We start from the raw sequence: 17666 nt of genomic DNA on the forward strand, positions 1-17666 counted from the left end.
GCTAACAACATAAGCCAAAACAAATACTCGTCATAAAAATTATGCCACAAGCACACAGCATCAAAAGGATATGAAATGAACGTATTGATTACAGGAGCAAGCGCTGGTTTCGGTAAAGCACTGGCTGAACGTTTGGTTGCCAAAGGTCACCGTGTGATTGGCTGTGCCAGACGTATCGATAAACTTAATGCTTTGGCAGAAACTTTGGGCGATTTATTCTTACCCGTAGTGATGGACGTCAGTGATACTGCCTCTATTCCGCAAATTATCGCCGATTTGCCAGATGGCTTTAGTCAAATCGATGTCTTGGTTAACAATGCTGGGCTAGCACTGGGTACAGAGCCTGCCCAAAATGCCAGCCTTGATGACTGGATGCGTATGACAGATACCAATATCAAAGGTCTGATGGCGCTGACTCATGCCGTCTTGCCAGCGATGGTCGCTCGCGATAGTGGTTATATCATTAATGTTGGCTCGATTGCAGGCAGCTGGCCTTACTTTGGTGGTAACGTTTATGGCGCTACTAAAGCATTTGTAAAACAATTTAGCTTGAACTTGCGTGCGGATTTATTAGGTACGCAAGTGCGAGTGACCAATCTTGAACCGGGTAATGTTGCGGGTACTGAGTTTTCAAACGTCCGCTATCACGGTGATGAAGATAAAGCAGCTAAGGTTTATGATGGCTTTAAAACCATGACTGGAGAAGATATTGGCGATATTTTACTTTGGCTCATAGAATCTCCTGCTCACATTAACGTTAACCGCTTAGAAGTGATGCCAGTCGCGCAAACCTATAATGGATTAACGATTGCTAAGCAAGACAGCTAGACAGTAAGTTGAAAAGCCAGCCTATAATTTTTTGTAGATTTAAAATATCAACGCAACTCATAATAACGCAGCAATACGGCAGTGTCATTTGGCATCGCCGTATTAGTTAGCTTCTCACTACTTAAAACCTGCTCATTTACCAAACGTAAATCATGAAACTCTAATACCAATACTTCATTACGGGTGCGTTCGCTCGTGCGCTTATTATGACGTACTGGAAATCCAACGACTTGCTTGCCAACGACTTTTATCTGATTCACAATTAAGATTTGACTGTTTTCTCGTCCTGACTTTAGCGCATCCTGCTTAATTTTTTGAGCCCCTAAGACCGCAGTAGCAGGATTGACGGTGCTGGTAAATAATTTGTCGAAGCGTGCGCTTTTGGGCACATTTCCAGCGACAAATAATACTTGTCCTAATGGTAGATATTGAGCGTGACGCATTAGCTCGGCACGAAATAGCGCTGGCATATCCATATTAAAATTGTCTTCAGTCTGGCTATAAAAAGCTGCAAAACTACGCTGGATATAACGTCCGAATACGGAAGCATGAATCCAATCTTGATAAGTATCGTTTGCTAATAATTGCTTGGTAAAGTCTTTTGGGTCTAAAACAAGGCCACCTGTTAGTAGCGCCATCAATAAACTATGCGGATCCGTAAAGTTCTGCTGCATCCAGACCTGCGGATAAAGGCTACTATCAAGTTCTGATAATGTCGCTCTACTCATAAACCAATATCCCTTTTCATTATTAAGCCATCACTTTGACGACTCTTCACTGATAGACATTTTTTATGCTATGGTCAGCCTGACTGTTTTTACTATAACAGCCTATTATCAATAATATAAAGACGTTTTGTGCTAAGCATTTTGACATTAAAATAGTTTGATAACATTAAGATGAGATGAAGCCACTTCATGATAAAAAATCTGCTCACACTGCCGATGCAATACCAATTACAGACTATGAACGTCACTACTGCTAACAATATAACGCTCCCAGTCTCAGTCATCGGTAAAGGCAAACCTGTGCTCATGCTACATGCTTACGGCATGGATGCGCGTGAGTTTTTACCGTTTATCTTACCGCTCGCGGGCGAATATCAGTTCTATTTACCGCACTTTAGAGGTTTTGGAGAAGCGAAATCTATCAATTTGACGCAATTTGATTTTGTACGCCAGTATGCTGACGATATTAACGCAGTGATTGAGCAAGTTTGCCGTGAGCTAAGCATAGAGTCTCTACCTGTTGCCGCTATTTCAATGGGCGCTCAAGTGATGTGGGCATATTTTGAACGTTTTGGTATATCGCGGGTAAGTCACTATTTAAATATCGACCAAAGCCCTGCTATCCATAATCAGTCTGATTGGCAAGGTGGATTGTTCGGAGAGAAACAGCAAGAGGTGTTTGATATTTTTCATAACGTGGTCGATATGACGCTACCCTATGCCAAGATTGATAGCTTCACGCATCTGCCATTTGCTATCAAACGCCGAGTCACTGATGTCGAACGGCTATTCTCTTTACTATCAGTAAATCGCTCGCGCTCAAAAGCCATCATACAATTCTTGACTCATCAAAATGATCATCAGCTGGTGTTTTATAATCACAGTACATGGCAACACAAGATGCGCTGCTTGCAAGCTTACTTAGAGCTGCCCTACGACTTTCGGGCAGTCATAGAAAAAGTCACTATTCCAGTAGTGAACTTAATTGGTGGTCGCTCTAGATTATATGATCCCGAATGGCAGCAGAAAGTCACCTATATGCTACCTAATGCTATTGAAGTTGTTTTACCGAAGGCGGGTCATGCGGTACCAATGGACGAGCCGATTGGCTTTTATAAAGTGTTAAAGAGATTTTTGGAAGGTTAGGCACAACATTACGCTGTCACATAAAAACTCTATAATCGACACTATAACTTTACAACACGTCATAGTAATTGCTCCGATCTACTTTTATACTAAAAAGCTGACGTTTGCCTTCATTAACCAAAAACCAAATCAAAAAGGTGCGTCATTATAAAAACTTTATAATAATATCAAAAGGATCTGAGCATGCCATATGTGAAAGTTGCAACTCAAAACGAGCAACCTGTCGAACTATATTACGAAATCCAAGGTACTGGCAAACCTGTTGTGTTGATTCATGGTTGGCCATTAAGCGGACGGGCGTGGGAGTCACAACTCCCTGCACTGGTTGAGGCGGGTTATCAAGTGATTACGTATGACAGACGTGGTTTTGGGAAATCCTCCCAGCCATGGAACGGGTATGATTACGATACTTTGGCACAAGATCTAAAAGCCTTGATGGATGAGCTAGATTTAATAGATGCTACTATCGTCGGCTTCTCTATGGGCGGTGGCGAAGTGGCGCGTTATCTTGGGAAATATGGTTCAGAGCGTGTCAGTAAAGCAGTACTAGCCTCTGCTGTGCCGCCCTATTTATTTAAGGCGGATGATAATCCTGATGGTGGCTTAGAAGAGCAAGACATTCAGGAGTTTTTAGATGGTGTCAGCGGTGACCGTATTGCCTTCTTAAATGACTTTACTAAGAACTTTTTTACTCCAAAAGACGGCAAATTATTAGTTAGTAAACCATTACGTTTATATAACCGTGACATTGCTGCATTTGCCTCTGCCAAAGCTAGCTACGATTGTGTCAAAGCTTTTAGCTATACCGATTTCCGTGATGATTTAAAAGCATTTGACGTACCAACTTTGATCATTCATGGCGATGCGGATCAAATCGTACCGTTAGAAGTGAGTGGTCAGCGTTCTCACGATATGATTGCAAATATTCAACTTCATATCATTGAAGGTGGTCCGCACGGTATTAATGTGACTCATGCAAAAGAGTTTAATGAAGCCTTAATTGCCTTTTTAGACAGCTAACTACCCTTTCAATATGCATAAAAAAGCGACCTTAAATGGTCGCTTTCTTGTTTGGTTAATTAAATATAAGGATAATTTATAAGAAAGTTTAGAATTAATCAGCCAAAGCTTTAATCATCTCAAATCTAGGTATTTCTTTACCATCTACTATGACTGTCTCAGCAAACATCGCTAACGGTCGTACCCAGACACCATATTCGCCATACAAACAGCGATAAACGACTAACGCTTCTTCCGTTTCGGAATGCTGAGCGGTATGCAAAACTTGGTAAAGACTGCCTTTATAATGGCGGTAAATGCCTTGGGGAATAACAAAAACATCTTTTGGTAAAACACCATAGTTCTCAATGTTTTTAACTTTTTTAAGTCTAACTATTTCTGCAATAACATCTTCAATTTCAATAATAGCTCCAGTATAGGCATCAAAGTAGCTAGGATAGATAATATAACTTATCGCAAATAAGGCTTCTAAAGATAGCTTTTTCTTTCGTCTTACAGTTGGTTGTCTATCGTCAGTTAACCCCCAACCTGAATAGAAAGGAGCGCCAATTGTGGTTACTTTGATACCTCTTATCAAAGCTTCAAATCCTGACAAAGATGTCATAGTATAAACATGATCTATCGTCTCTAAAGCATCTGCAAGTGGTATATCCAACTCCAGTACTTGACATATATCTCTAACTAACAAGGGGCTGGATAAATAATCTCGGTGACCATTTAAAACGTCTGGATGTACTTTATATATAATCTGCGCATCTGGATTCTCAGCGGCGGCTATTTTTACTAGCTCGTTATTAGTCAGCTTTGATATACAGCCATGCTTTATCGAAGCATCGTCTTCTACCTGACCAATTACCAATATCCGCTTACCTTTTTTCTCTCCGTAAATACCTTGCACATCAACCTTTTTTGAATGATTATACTTACTAATTCTATGCGATTTAATGGTATCTATTAGATCTTTTGTTCTTAATAACAAGTCATCGTTACATTCATAAGAATTTAATAGATTCTCTAAATCTGTTGGTTTTCCCGCATCGAAATATGGACCAACGCTGTCTAAACAAAGAGATAAAGGAGGTTCTTTAGTTGCACCCAACCCAACCGAACGAATAAAACCATCTTCAACGAAGTACGTTTTTATATCGTTCTTTTGGATAAAATCAAATATAAAATCAGGTGCTTTATACCCCCAGATAAAGATTTGGCTTCTATCTATATTAACCATTATCTGCCAACGATATCGTCGATTAAACTGCTCTTTTGAAATAGATTTGTCGATAAATACTAAGTTATATTCTTTAAAATACTTCCTAATAAATTTTTTCCAAGTACTAAATCCTATAATATAGATAGTTGGTAGAGAGTTTGATTTTGAGTTTGAAACTAATTTAGAAAGCTCATCTGTTAACACCTCTTTATTGCGTTCAGATAGTGGTAAGCGCTTCATTAAAATATCATTAGTCGACTGGATAGGATATTTAATGAACTTTTTGATTTTTTTCATAGAAGAAAAGTCACTATTAGTTTGATAGACAGGAATTTACTTAAGATTCTTATTTATATTAACTACAAATTTTAGTGGTTGTTATTGTGTGTTGAACAGTCGACCAAAGCACTGATAAAGACTATTTTTAAATGTTTAATACGTCTTAAGCTTTTTCATCAATTCTGCTTTTACTTGTGGCCACTCAGACTTTACCAAACTATACATCGCTGTATCTGAAATAACGCCGTCACGGCAGACTCTATTGCCTCGAATGACCCCATCTTTTTTGGCGCCTAAGCGTTCAATCGCTTCTTGTGAGCGGCGATTGCCAATATCCGCGCGCCAGCCTACGGTTTGATATTCTAAGGTTTCAAATATATAGGTGAGCAGCATGAGCTTACAGGTCGTATTGACATGCGTGCGCCAATACGATTGAGCATACCAGGTATAGCCAATCTCTAAGCGTTTCGCAAAAGGCAAAATATCATGGAAGCTCGTTGAGCCAATCGCCTTACCGGTTGACTCATCAATGACGACAAAAGCTTTTCTATCGGGCATTGATTCTGCAGTATTGATGTAGTCGATGACTTTATCTGGCTCTGGTACAGAAGTCTCGTTTATTTTCCATAGTTCACCGTCTTGGCAAGCTTCGGCTAAGTCATTTGCATAACTTAATGTCAATGGCTTAAGGGTGATTCCGTTACTTGATAATGTAGGAAGGTCTAGCATATCTCTCTCCTCAAGCCATAATGAACTTATAAACTCTCTTTACCTAACTTGCCATCTTGATTAACCCACCGTCACTTTTGCATAAGCTTTTTTACCTGCTTGGATAACCGCTGTCTGCCCTGAGGTTAAGCTAAAGCTGGCGTCGACCACTTCGCCATCCACTTTTACTGCGCCACGTTTTACCATATCTTTAGCTGCTGAGTTGTTTTTGGCAAGTTCAGCTTGGTTCAGAATTTGGGTAATAAATAGTGCGTCTTGACCTTCTAAATCTAGCATTATCTCTGGTAAATCCACTGGTAATTCGCCATCAGCCAGTACGTTACCTGCAGATTTATGCGCATTGGCAGCAGCGTCCGCATCATGAAAACGCTCAATCAATTCTTCGGCTAAAATACGTTTGATTTCTTGTGGATTGCGACCATTTTCCATCTCTGCCATCAAGCTGTCGACTTCTTCCATCGGTTTAAAGCTTAAAAATTCAAAGTAGCGACGAATTAGGGTATCTGGCATGGATAGGATTTTTTGGTACATCGTGCCCGGTGCATCATAGATGCCGACATAGTTGTTCAGTGACTTAGACATTTTATTGACGCCGTCTAAGCCTTCTAAGATTGGCACCGTAATACAAACTTGCGGCTCTTGACCATAACGGCCTTGCAAAGTGCGACCCATCAAGATATTAAAGGTTTGATCGGTACCGCCAAGCTCGACGTCGGCTTTTAGCGCGATAGAGTCATAACCTTGCACCAATGGGTATAAAAACTCATGGATAGCAATTGGCGTTTGCGCCGCGTAGCGTTTAGAGAAATCATCGCGCTCAAGCATACGTGAAACGGTCAACTGGCTAGAAAGCTGAATCATATCACCCGCTGACATATCCTTGAACCATTCAGAGTTAAAGACAATCTTGGTTTTTTCTTTATCCAAAATCTTAAAGACTTGCTCAGCATAAGTTTGCGCATTGATTTGGATTTGCTCGTCGGTCAATGGTGGACGCGTAGAATTTTTACCAGAGGGATCGCCAATTTTGGCCGTATAATCACCAATTAAAAAATAAATCTCATGACCCAAATCTTGAAAGTGCTTAAGCTTATTAATCAATACCGTGTGACCTAAATGCAGATCAGGTGCGGTGGGATCAAAGCCTGCCTTAATACGTAGCGGACGGTTTAGTTTTAACTTAGCGACTAAATCTTCTTGCGATAGAATTTCTTGCGTACCGCGCTGAATAAGGGCAAGTTGTTCTTCTAAGGTGTATGAATGGTCTGTCATGATGATCTCTTTATTGTCTTTATTGAAAGATTAAATTGTTTGAACTATTTAGAATCTGATAGCCATCAAAAGATGTTAGAATTTGACAGATATACTAGCGTTTTTTAAGGGAAATTGCCATGACCAACCCCGCATCGATTGCTGATACTAATGATACTACTTATTCAAATATGAATTTTGATAATGGTTTAGACAATACTTTAGACAATGGTTTAGAAAGTATTGATGACTTAAATTATGCCACATTGACCGATGCGCTGGAGCAAACGGTGTTTGAAAGCTTCGATGATGGTTTATACATCGGTATGATGTCGGGCACTAGCTTAGATGGTATGGACGCTGTTCTTTGTCAATTTAATGACAATGTTAATAGTGATGATCTTAATAATGATGACGACACGCCGCAACCCATGCGTTTATTGGCGACTTGTAGCCAGAATTTTCCACCACGTCTCCGTGAAGTGTTATTGGCCTTATGTCAGCCTAATGGTGTCCAAGAATTAACGCCAACAGCTGATGAACCAAACAGCGAGTTAGACTGGTTCGGTTGGGCAAGCAAAGAGTACGGTGAGTTTGCAAGCGACGTGGTCAATACCTTGTTGCAGCAGTCAAATACAGATAGTGAGTCCGTGCTAGCGATTGGCTGTCATGGTCAAACCGTGCGCCATCGCCCGCAAATGGGCTTTACGTTGCAATTAGTCGATGCCAATATCATCGCTGAGCGTACTGGCATTAGCGTCGTGAGTGATTTTCGTCGCCGTGATATGGCGGTCGGTGGTCAAGGTGCGCCTTTGGTCCCTGCTTTTCATCAAGCATTATTTGCCACGCCTGACTGTACCCGCATTTTATTAAACTTGGGTGGTATTGCTAATATCACCGTCTTGCCAGCGCTTACTAGTGACCTTTCAAACAATCAACAAGCAGATAGCGTTGTTGGTTATGATACGGGCCCTGCTAACTTATTATTAGATGCGTGGACGGCATTGCATACCGATAATGATTATGATGCTGGCGGTGCATGGGCACAATCTGGACAAGTCGTTGAGCCGCTACTTAATCAGCTGATAGAGCATCCATTTTTTGCACGGTCTTACCCTAAGAGTACAGGTCGTGAAGATTTTAACTTAGCTTGGTTACAGGACGAACTACAAAAATTCGATCAGGCTTCTGCCCATATTCGTTATTCATCCGCTGATGTACAAGCAACCTTGACCGAGCTGACGGCCATTAGTGCTAGTGCGCAAATTAACATGTTTATACAAGCTCATGAAAATAGTTCGGTGTATGTCTGCGGTGGCGGTGCGCTGAATGATTATTTGATGACACGCTTACAAGCACATCTCCCCCATTGCATAGTAGAGACTACTGCAAGCCTAGGACTTAACCCCGCTTGGGTAGAGGCGGTTGCTTTTGCTTGGCTGGCAAGGCAGACACTCATAGGTGAAACAGGTAACTTGCCAGCCGTTACTGGCGCAAGTAAAGGCGTTGTTTTGGGACAAGTGTGTTTTGCTTAATCATTAACATTATTATTGAATTTGTATAGTATTTAAGCGTGCAATCAATAGCACTATAGTGGCATATTACTCTAGCGTCACTATTCTATGAACTATTAAGTTTACAGACGTGCACTTATGTGCTTTATAATGGCTGTCAAAATAGTAAGATAACGCTATAAATAATATAGAACTATTCCTCAATAGCCATACAATACAAGCAAGTCCATCCCTTTAGGACCGCAAGTACAGGATATATCTCATGAGCCAAAATAGCAGTTCATCGACACCGCAACATACCAATACTGCACCAAAACTGCGTCATAAACCACCTCATTATGAGCGTTCTGATGAGATGCGTGTCGTCGTCACGGGTATGGGTGCCGTTACCCCGCTAGGAGTGGATATCGAAAGCACATGGAAACGACTGCTCAACGGCGAAAGCGGCATTACCTCAATCTCACATTTCGATGCGACTGACTATCGCGCCCAAATCGCAGGCGTGATTAAAGACTTCGACACTAAGCAATATATGAGCCCCAAAGACGCACGCCGCTATGATGCATTTATGCACTATGGTGTAGCTGCTACTGCAATGGCACTTAAAGATGCAGGCTTCATTGAAGCAATCAGCGCAGAGGACACTCCGGTACAGAATGTCGACCAAGAGCGCTTCGGTGTCATCTTAGGATCAGGCATTGGTGGTATTCAAACTATTGAAGATAGCTGCGCCATGCTAAATGCAAGAGGTGCTAAAAAAGTATCACCATTTGTCGTTCCAGGCTCTATTGCCAATATGGCAGCTGGCCTAGTAGCTATCAAACACAAACTTAAAGGTCCCAATCTTGCGACTGCAACGGCATGTACTACAGGTACGCATGCTATCGGTTTGGCTGCACGCCTAATCGCTTATGGTGATGCTGATGTCATGATTGCAGGTGGTAGCGAGAGAGGCTCGAGCCCATTAGGTATGGCAGGCTTCGCGGCTATGCATGCGCTCTCTACCCGCAATGATGAGCCGACCAAAGCATCACGTCCATTCGATAAAGATCGTGATGGTTTTGTGATGGGTGACGGCGCAGGCGTATTGGTACTGGAAAGCCTTGCTCACGCCAAGGCACGCGGTGCAACCATACTAGCTGAAGTTGTCGGCTTTGGTATGAGTGACGATGCCAGCCATATCACGGCGCCACCTGAAGATGGTAATGGTGCTGCACGCGCTATGCAAAGTGCCCTTAATGACGCAGGTATTGATCCATCACGCGTTGGCTATGTCAACGCCCATGGTACTAGTACGCCTGCTGGAGATGTCGCTGAATCCATCGCGATTGAGACCGTATTTGCTTCAGTCAAAGACAGCATCTTGGTTAGCTCAACCAAATCTATGACTGGGCACTTATTAGGCGCAGCTGGTGGTGTTGAAGCTATCTTTACGATACTTGCTTTGCAGAATCAGCATGTACCGCCGACGATTAATCTAGACAATGTCGAGGACAACTGCAATTTAGACTATGTGGCCAATAAATCACGTAAAGTTGAAAATCTTGATTACGCTGTATCTAATAGCTTTGGTTTTGGCGGCACCAATGGTTCATTGATTTTTGCACGTTGGTCATAGTTATCATAGTTATTGAGCCTAAGTTGAATCATAATTAAGCTATAAAAGTGAATAATGCTATCAATGTAACGTTGGTAGCAGATTTGCTACGTTTGTCCCCTTGCAGCCCCTTATCATAGTTGCGTATGATAAGGGGTAATTTTTAGAAAATTTATGGAAGAGTCTATGTCAAGCTATTCGTTTTCGCATCAATTTTATCAGCGGTGGACCCGTGCGCCAGAGCAGATACGCGCTGCCATTGTCCAAGAATTAACGGATATTACTACTCTGCTGCAAACAGACACTCCTTTTGAAAGTTTTACCTTTAGTCTGCCTGATTTAGACGCGCACCTTGATGAGTTATATAGTGTGGATGAAGCAGAGCAAGCGGCTGCAAAAGAGCTTGCCGATAAGCAGGCGGAACAACGTGCCGCTGCTGAACAACAACGCTTAGCAGAAGAGAAAAAAGCCACAGAAGAAAAAGCACGTGCTGCAGCAAAAGTTGAGCGTGAAGAAGCTAAGCGCCAAGAAGAAAAGCTGCAGATAGATCGAGCGCAAAAAGAGCAAGCACAAAAGCAACAAGCGCAAAAAGAAGAGCGTGCAGCACAACTAGAAACCGATAAAAATAACCGTGCTAAAGTAGCGCAAGATACAAATGCAGCAGCTACTACCAATGATAATCCTGACACTGGTACTAATGTTAGCGTTACAGACAATGAGAAAAATAGCGCTGATGGTAGTATTCATCCTAACAACCATACAGAACATACTATTGTGAAGCCTAAAAAAGGTGCAGCAATTGATTTGTCATTTAAGGATCCAGAGTTAAGTGCTGCCCATGAGACCTTAATTCATGAGCTAGAGATGCACGTAGATGATTACCTCAGTGAGCAAATGATGCAAATGTCTGAGGACTTAAAATCATGGTTACGTGCCGAAGTTAGTCATCAACTAGCTGGTATTACAGAAAAAAACCAAGCTGTCGAAGATATTATTCAAAGAAACATTGCTAAGAAGAACTAGCTTTTGAAAGGGCTTAGCATTTATTGATTATTGTATTTATTACTGATTTTCTAAGTACCTTAAAAAGCTTTAACACAAAAAAATCCTCGTAAATAATTTACGGGGATTTTTCTATTTTAGGGCGGGATATGCATTCGTAGATACAAGCTTTTATTTTTAAATGGCTTGTGTACGCTCGGTCAACCATTCAAGTGCCGCGCCATCAACGCGATCTTTTAGCTCAGCAAAGACTTGGCTATGATAGTCGTTTAACCAATCTATCTCTACCTGATCCAACAATGAAGACTCAATCAAACGAGTATCAATTGGGCAGTAAGTGATGGTTTCAAAGTTTAAGAATTTACCAAACTCAGTTTCAGTCGGACTCGCAACTGACATATTTACCACCAAGTTTTCAATACGAATACCCCACTTACCTTCGCGGTATAGACCTGGTTCATTACTGGATATCATGCCTTCTTTCATCGCGCGCTCTTTTGGCGTACTGGCACTATAGGCGATGACTTGCGGGCCTTCATGGACGTTTAAGAAGTAACCAACGCCATGCCCTGTACCATGACCATAATCCATCTGTGCTTGCCATAATGGCGCACGACAAATCGCATCAATTAGTGGCGAGGCAATACCATCAGGGAAGCTTGCACGCGCTAAAGCAATATGGGCTTTGAGTACCGTGGTAAAGTCGCGTTTGTGCTCGCTGCTTACTTGGCCAATACCGACCACGCGAGTGATATCGGTGGTGCCGTTTTGATATTGAGCGCCTGAGTCAATCAGCAATAATCCACCTTCGCCCTCAACGACGTCAAGGTAGCTAAACTTTTCTGGTGTCGCACGGTAATGCGGCAACGCACCATTTTCATTAAATCCTGCAATGGTTGGAAAACTTGGCGATACATAATGTGGCTGCTGACTACGTACCTCAATCAGCATACTATCAACGTCCAGCTCACTTAAGCGTTCACCATCTGCTAAGCGCTTCTCAAATGTGGCAAAGAATTCACTTAATGCGGCTCCATCTTGACGCATGGCTTCACGTACATGATCGATATCTGAGTCAGATTTAACAGATTTTAGCAAAGTGCTCGGTGCCATTTGCTCGATAAAGCCTACATCGTCCGCCATTTTTGATAGCGTACCCACTGCGACTTTACTTGGATCTAACAATAGCAAGTCATCTGGCGTCAGCGCACTCAATGCATCTTGTACTGCATCATAATCAGCAAGCGTTATACCGCTATCTTTTAGGGCTTTTTCAATATCGCTACTGACTTTATTATTATCAACAAACAATGTCGCTTTGTCTGCACTAATCAGCATATGCGCTAAAAACACAGGATTATAATCGACGTCAGCGCCGCGTAAGTTGGTCAACCATGCAATGTCATCTAAGCTAGAAAGCAGGTGATACGTTGCGCTTGCATCGCCCATACTGGCACGCACGGCAGCAAGTTTTGAGGTAGCAGACTGGGCGAGAAACTGCTCATCGTGAGCATATAACTCTGCTGATGGTAGCGCTGGACGATCGCTCCATATGTCTGTCAATACATCACGCTCAGTGATTAAAGTAATGTCGTTGGCATCAAAAGCGTCTAGTAACTTATCTTGCTCAGCGATAGATAGCACATTACCATCGACTGCTACGCTATCACCTTCTTGCAAGTGCTCGGCGAGCCAATCGATATGATTTGGCTGGCCTGGAGCAAGCTTCTCTAAGCTGATACCTGTACCTTCTAGCTGATCAGCTGCGTGCACCCAATAGCGACTATCAGTCCATAGGCCGGCAAAATCAGCCGTAACGACGAGCGTACCGACTGAGCCTGTAAACCCTGACAACCACAAACGTGATTGCCAATATTCTGGTAAGTACTCAGATAAATGTGGATCAGCAGATGGCACAATAATCGCGGTAAGGTCTTGGGCAGCTAAGCTTTTACGTAAGCTATCGATACGATCATGAATGGTTTGTTTATTCATTAAATGCTTCCTTATTGGTTTTAGAGAAGTTTTATCGTGAGGCGGCTATGATTAGTCGTCTTATTCGAGCGGGTAAAGTTGCTTTAAAGTTTAATTAAATAATCAGTATTTGAATCAGCCACATTCAATATGTTTGAGAATTAAAATGTTGTAAAAAGTCAGATACCAAATATATGAGGCCAACTATTATTTCAGCAGAATAGTATTAAAGCAGAACATCATTAGATGTTTGGGCAGAAAGTAGGCTTTCAATAGCCTGAGGCAAATATCTCACCAAGTGAAACAATAAAACGTGCTACCAGTAATGGTAACACGTCTCATCATCTGTCATTGACTTGTGCGGTACACTTGCTCAACGACTTATTAAAAACCCTATTAATTAGCTGACTTTATCGGCACGCTCACTTTTTTGTAGCATGTTATTAATAGGCTTCGCTAATACCAATAATAAGGCAGCAGTAACAACCAATAAAATCGTCATCGTCGTAAATAGATCTGGTAAGCCTTCAATCTTATCAGCTGAAACGTTGCCACCGAAAAATGCGGCAACCAAATTACCCATGGCTAAAGAAGCAAAGAAAAGTCCCATCATCTGACCTTGCATGCCTTTTGGTGCAAGCTTAGTCATTGAAGACAGACCTACAGGACTAAGTGCCAGTTCGCCAAGCGTTAGTAACAGCAAACTACCTACCAACCATAAAGGTGATGCCAACCCGCTATCATTAGTCAAAATGCTTTTAGATGCCACAATCATTAAGCCAAAACCTGCGGCGGCAAGTAACATACCGAGAGCAAATTTCACCATACTACTAGGCTCAACGCCTCTATTACCAAGCTTAACCCATACAATACTAATAATTGGCGCTAAGAGAAGAATAAATAAAGGGTTGAGCGATTGAAACCAAATACTCGGTATCTCAAAACCTAAAACGTTGAGATCAGTATAGCGATCGGCAAACAAGTTAAAAGACGTCGGCTGCTGCTCAAAGCTTGACCAAAACAGCGTCGAGCCGATAATTAAAATAAAGCAAATTAACAGACGGAGCTTATCGGTTTTATCAAGCCTAGGTGAAATGAACATAATAGCAAAATAAAGTATCACCACACCTGCGATGATATAGGTCATATACTCAGCCACCATTTGAGGCTGAAACGGCATCATACCTGTAGAGACCAAAATGACGATTGTGGCTAGTAAAGCTAAGAATCCTGCGACCCAGCGACCGACGTTTTTATGGCGATCATTGGCATGTTCCCACTCAGCCGTGATACCTTTTGCTCGTGCATAGCGTGTTAAAGTTTTTTGGGCAGAAAAACGGTATATGAGCAATGATACTAGCATGCCCAGACCACCGACACCGAAACCAACATGCCACATGCCTTTTTCTTTGAACACCCCAACGATAAGCGCGGCTAATAATGCACCAATATTGATACCCATATAGAATAAAGTAAAGCCACTATCACGGCGTACATCACCCTTAGAATACAACGCACCGACCATCACTGAAATACAAGTTTTGAATAAGCCTGAGCCCAAAACAATACACATTAGACCGACGAAAAATAATGTCATACCAAACATAGCGGAAAGCGCAATACACAAGTGACCAAGGGCAATAATAATACTACCCCACCACAGGGCACGCTCTTGACCCAGCCAATTATCAGCTAGCCAGCCGCCTGGCACTGCTGCCAAGTATAAAGAGCCAGCAAAAATGCCGTAGATAGCAGAAGCGGTTACCTCATCAAAGCCAAAACCACCGCTGCCTACCGTTGCCACCATAAAAAGTACTAATAGCGGGCGAATACTATAATAAGAGAACCGTTCCCACATTTCAGTAAAGAACAATGGACGTAATGGCTGAGGGTGTCCCATAAATCCATTATCTAGTGCTTCTAGCTCAGCGGTATTAACCTCTGATTGTGTCTCCGTTCTCATAAATTTATTCCTTTAACACACTACTATAGAGATGACCAAGCCCTTCATTATTGAGACGGACGGTCGTAAATGCGCGTTATTGTTTCATTAGATTATCAGTATGTAAAGGGAAAGATTGTTTACTATTTGAACAAATGCCTACGAAAACTTGACAAAAAAAAGCACCAACCTATTAAAAATAATAGGTCGGTGCTTTTATACAAGCTTGATAATTAGAAGCTAATCGTGTTGCTTATACATACTATTAAGTAATGATATTCGCTTACTGTGCAGCTGCGGTGTCGTCAGCAGTACCAGCATCTAAATCACCATCAGCCTGTTCTGCTGTTAAATCAGTATCTTCGACTGCTGCTTGGCTAACTGTACCAGAAGCAGTTGCAGTACCAGCTTCAGCGCTAACCACTGCACCACTCGTATCTTCTGCAGGGGTCACTGTTGCATCAGCTGGCGTTTCAGTTGCTGTTGCAGCATCTGCTGAAGCAGCTGTCTCTGTCTCTGCGGTGTCAGCTGTTTCTGTATCTTCAGCAGCAATAGCTTCTGCTTCATCAGCCGCTGCCGAAGCCTCAGTAGTTTCAGCCGTGATGTGCTCTCCTGCTGGACGCAAGAATGCTGAAATACCAATAAGTAAGACAATACCTAAAAACAAGGCAATGCCACCTAGAGCATACATAAACTCTTTTTTTGGATTGTTGTTGACGATATCTTCTGACATACCTTATCCACCTTGCACAAAATATTTAAAATTTTAGCCTATTATATCGCAATTTATACCAATGTGTTCAAACCCTTAACTATTTAAAGGAATTATTATTTAGTACATGCCAATTAAGCTGTGATAATGACGCTCCTATTTACCAAGCTGAGCGCGAGTGGTTGAGCGCTTACCTAGATAGCTCAATAGTAATAACAGTGCCATGATAAACAAAATAGGATAATTACCAAGACTCATAAACGGGGTGTTACCAACCCGCGCCTGAATATCACCACGTAATACTGTGCGCTCAAACTGCGGCGCCCGCTCGACAATACGGCCTTTATGATCAATGATAGCGGTAACGCCAGTGTTAGTTGCGCGCATAAACCAGCGACCATTCTCAAGCGCGCGCATCTGTACCATTTGCAGATGTTGCAGTGGGCCTGCTGAAGTACCAAACCAAGCATCGTTTGAGATAGTTAATAAAAAGTCAGTACCGATTGCATTTTTACGAGTGGTATCAGGATAAGCAACTTCATAACAAACTGCTGCGCCTAAATTATGTCCACGTACACGTAACGGTGATTGCTGATCACTACCGCGACTATAGCTCATGATATCTTGGCTGCCAGCTAGATTGGGCAAGATATCTAGCAAGCCTTCAAAGGGAATATACTCACCAAATGGCACTAGACGCTGTTTTTTATACAAGCCTTCTGCCTCAGCACCCAAGGCAATAACACTATTATAGAATGGTGGATACTTATCGGTACTGGCATCAAATGCTGCTTCATCTTTATAAGGAATACCGGTCACCCATGTGGTATCAGTAGCATTAGCCATTTTTACCATTTCACTGATAAAGCCAACTGCCTCTGTCTGGAACATAGGGATTGAAGATTCAGGCCAGAGCACGATATCGCGCCCCCACTCAGTGCTGGTTAAGGTTGCATAAATCTTGAGAGTTTCCACTTGATACTCGGTCAACCATTTGAGGTCTTGTGGAATATTACCTTGAATTAATGATACGGATAAATCAGGCGTGCCTTTAGGCTTAGTCCACTGCGGATTGATTAGCCATAGTGCAGTGCTGATAACCAACAGTGCTACAGAGGCGATGGCATAACCTGCGCGGCGACGCAAAAGCTCCACTATACTGGCTGCTAATAATACTGCGACGAAAGAGACGGCAAATACGCCAGCGACGGGCGCGAGTGAAGACAACCAATACTGCTTAGTAAAGGCGTAGCCAACGAACAACCACGGAAAACCCGTGAACAGCCACGTTTTCATCCACTCTTGTAGTATCCAAAGAGCTGCAAAGGATAATGGCTGCTTACCAACCACCCGATTAAATATCAAGGCTAAAAAGCCATGAAATAACCCCATCCCTAGGCCCATCAGCGCAATCATAATTAACGCAAGCCATACAGGCGTCGCACCATAAACGTGAATAGAGGTATATAGCCAAAACGCACCAACACACCACAGCCCCGTACCATATGCTTGACCGATAATAAATGCGCGCTTGCCAGTCATATCCGGCAATAATAGTGCATACAAAATAGCAGGTGAAACCAGTGCTAGTGGCCAGATACCATAAGGCGCGAGTGCAAATATAAATATCGCACCTGCAAGCCAAGCAATCAAAATAGTTAACCCTAGCGATAGGCGTTTAGGCTTAGTAGGATTCAAACGCTTTTGTAAATCAACAGTAGACAGGCGCATAGC

At 42.3% G+C, this 17666-nt stretch carries 14 protein-coding genes and 1 pseudogene; 6 read left to right on the top strand and 9 right to left on the bottom strand.

Translation table 11 applies throughout. From position 1 onward, the window contains the following. Positions 1–75 precede the first annotated feature (75 nt). Positions 76–828, top strand: a complete 753-nt coding sequence (locus tag AK823_RS12430; RefSeq protein ID WP_068329599.1) for an SDR family NAD(P)-dependent oxidoreductase — start codon at positions 76–78, stop codon at positions 826–828. Positions 829–875: 47 nt separating this feature from the next. On the opposite strand, the gene AK823_RS12435 is transcribed toward AK823_RS12430, so the two are convergent. Further along, complete coding sequence (locus tag AK823_RS12435; protein WP_068329601.1) at positions 876–1556, bottom strand: hypothetical protein; 681 nt, start codon at positions 1554–1556, stop codon at positions 876–878. 189 nt (positions 1557–1745) lie between these two features. On the opposite strand from AK823_RS12435, the gene AK823_RS12440 reads away from it, so the two are divergent. Together AK823_RS12440 and AK823_RS12445 are read left to right on the top strand one after the other, a co-directional pair. Then, positions 1746–2702, top strand: coding sequence for an alpha/beta hydrolase (locus tag AK823_RS12440; protein ID WP_068329604.1), 957 nt, complete (start codon positions 1746–1748; stop codon positions 2700–2702). Between the two features lie 183 nt (positions 2703–2885). After that, positions 2886–3722, top strand: a complete 837-nt coding sequence (locus tag AK823_RS12445; protein WP_068329607.1) for an alpha/beta hydrolase — start codon at positions 2886–2888, stop codon at positions 3720–3722. 94 nt (positions 3723–3816) lie between these two features. Here the strand turns inward: AK823_RS12445 and AK823_RS14290 are convergent, their stop codons facing one another. The 4 genes and pseudogenes from AK823_RS14290 to tyrS form a co-directional block, all read right to left on the bottom strand. Continuing rightward, positions 3817–4032: a DUF1653 domain-containing protein gene (locus tag AK823_RS14290; RefSeq protein ID WP_228138952.1), complete on the bottom strand. Its 216-nt coding sequence runs from the start codon at positions 4030–4032 to the stop codon at positions 3817–3819. Between the two features lie 153 nt (positions 4033–4185). After that, positions 4186–5229 (bottom strand): annotated as a pseudogene (locus tag AK823_RS14295) (beta-3-deoxy-D-manno-oct-2-ulosonic acid transferase); the annotation flags it as partial. Between the two features lie 135 nt (positions 5230–5364). After that, positions 5365–5940 (bottom strand): GNAT family protein, encoded by a 576-nt coding sequence (locus AK823_RS12455; protein WP_068329609.1) that lies wholly within the window; start codon positions 5938–5940, stop codon positions 5365–5367. A gap of 60 nt (positions 5941–6000) precedes the next feature. After that, positions 6001–7212 (bottom strand): tyrosine--tRNA ligase, encoded by a 1212-nt coding sequence (tyrS, locus tag AK823_RS12460; RefSeq protein ID WP_068329612.1) that lies wholly within the window; start codon positions 7210–7212, stop codon positions 6001–6003. 119 nt (positions 7213–7331) lie between these two features. Here tyrS and AK823_RS12465 point away from each other — a divergent pair, with 119 nt between their 5' ends. From AK823_RS12465 to AK823_RS12475, 3 genes are all read left to right on the top strand, one after another. Beyond that, on the top strand, positions 7332–8726 hold the full coding sequence (locus AK823_RS12465; RefSeq protein WP_068329614.1) for an anhydro-N-acetylmuramic acid kinase: 1395 nt from the start codon (positions 7332–7334) through the stop codon (positions 8724–8726). Between the two features lie 241 nt (positions 8727–8967). Beyond that, complete coding sequence (fabF, locus tag AK823_RS12470) at positions 8968–10323, top strand: beta-ketoacyl-ACP synthase II (RefSeq protein ID WP_082785727.1); 1356 nt, start codon at positions 8968–8970, stop codon at positions 10321–10323. A gap of 165 nt (positions 10324–10488) precedes the next feature. Next, positions 10489–11325 carry a hypothetical protein gene (locus AK823_RS12475; RefSeq protein ID WP_068329617.1) on the top strand — a complete coding sequence of 279 codons (837 nt, stop codon included), beginning with the start codon at positions 10489–10491 and terminating at the stop codon, positions 11323–11325. A gap of 156 nt (positions 11326–11481) precedes the next feature. Here the strand turns inward: AK823_RS12475 and AK823_RS12480 are convergent, their stop codons facing one another. From AK823_RS12480 to lnt, 4 genes are all read right to left on the bottom strand, one after another. Beyond that, the gene (locus AK823_RS12480; RefSeq protein WP_068329619.1) at positions 11482–13299 is read right to left on the bottom strand and encodes an aminopeptidase P family protein; all 1818 of its coding nucleotides are present in this window, start codon (positions 13297–13299) and stop codon (positions 11482–11484) included. A 379-nt stretch (positions 13300–13678) separates the two neighbouring features. Next, positions 13679–15241, bottom strand: coding sequence for a peptide MFS transporter (locus tag AK823_RS12485; RefSeq protein ID WP_068329622.1), 1563 nt, complete (start codon positions 15239–15241; stop codon positions 13679–13681). Between the two features lie 262 nt (positions 15242–15503). Then, on the bottom strand, positions 15504–15953 hold the full coding sequence (locus AK823_RS12490; protein ID WP_068329625.1) for a hypothetical protein: 450 nt from the start codon (positions 15951–15953) through the stop codon (positions 15504–15506). 135 nt (positions 15954–16088) lie between these two features. Beyond that, positions 16089–17663 carry an apolipoprotein N-acyltransferase gene (gene lnt, locus AK823_RS12495; RefSeq protein WP_068329627.1) on the bottom strand — a complete coding sequence of 525 codons (1575 nt, stop codon included), beginning with the start codon at positions 17661–17663 and terminating at the stop codon, positions 16089–16091. Positions 17664–17666 lie beyond the last annotated feature (3 nt).

The organism is Psychrobacter sp. P2G3 (assembly GCF_001593285.1).
GTDB lineage: Bacteria > Pseudomonadota > Gammaproteobacteria > Pseudomonadales > Moraxellaceae > Psychrobacter.

What these genes read in the sequence shown, in the direction of transcription:
- AK823_RS12430 (WP_068329599.1), top strand. Translation starts at nt 76, where the DNA reads ATGAACGTATTGATTACAGGAGCAAGCGCTGGTTTCGGTAAAGCACTG.
- AK823_RS12435 (WP_068329601.1), bottom strand. Translation starts at nt 1,556, where the DNA reads ATGAGTAGAGCGACATTATCAGAACTTGATAGTAGCCTTTATCCGCAG.
- AK823_RS12440 (WP_068329604.1), top strand. Translation starts at nt 1,746, where the DNA reads ATGATAAAAAATCTGCTCACACTGCCGATGCAATACCAATTACAGACT.
- AK823_RS12445 (WP_068329607.1), top strand. Translation starts at nt 2,886, where the DNA reads ATGCCATATGTGAAAGTTGCAACTCAAAACGAGCAACCTGTCGAACTA.
- AK823_RS12455 (WP_068329609.1), bottom strand. Translation starts at nt 5,940, where the DNA reads ATGCTAGACCTTCCTACATTATCAAGTAACGGAATCACCCTTAAGCCA.
- tyrS (WP_068329612.1), bottom strand. Translation starts at nt 7,212, where the DNA reads ATGACAGACCATTCATACACCTTAGAAGAACAACTTGCCCTTATTCAG.
- AK823_RS12465 (WP_068329614.1), top strand. Translation starts at nt 7,332, where the DNA reads ATGACCAACCCCGCATCGATTGCTGATACTAATGATACTACTTATTCA.
- fabF (WP_082785727.1), top strand. Translation starts at nt 8,968, where the DNA reads ATGAGCCAAAATAGCAGTTCATCGACACCGCAACATACCAATACTGCA.
- AK823_RS12475 (WP_068329617.1), top strand. Translation starts at nt 10,489, where the DNA reads ATGTCAAGCTATTCGTTTTCGCATCAATTTTATCAGCGGTGGACCCGT.
- AK823_RS12480 (WP_068329619.1), bottom strand. Translation starts at nt 13,299, where the DNA reads ATGAATAAACAAACCATTCATGATCGTATCGATAGCTTACGTAAAAGC.
- AK823_RS12485 (WP_068329622.1), bottom strand. Translation starts at nt 15,241, where the DNA reads ATGAGAACGGAGACACAATCAGAGGTTAATACCGCTGAGCTAGAAGCA.
- AK823_RS12490 (WP_068329625.1), bottom strand. Translation starts at nt 15,953, where the DNA reads ATGTCAGAAGATATCGTCAACAACAATCCAAAAAAAGAGTTTATGTAT.
- lnt (WP_068329627.1), bottom strand. Translation starts at nt 17,663, where the DNA reads ATGCGCCTGTCTACTGTTGATTTACAAAAGCGTTTGAATCCTACTAAG.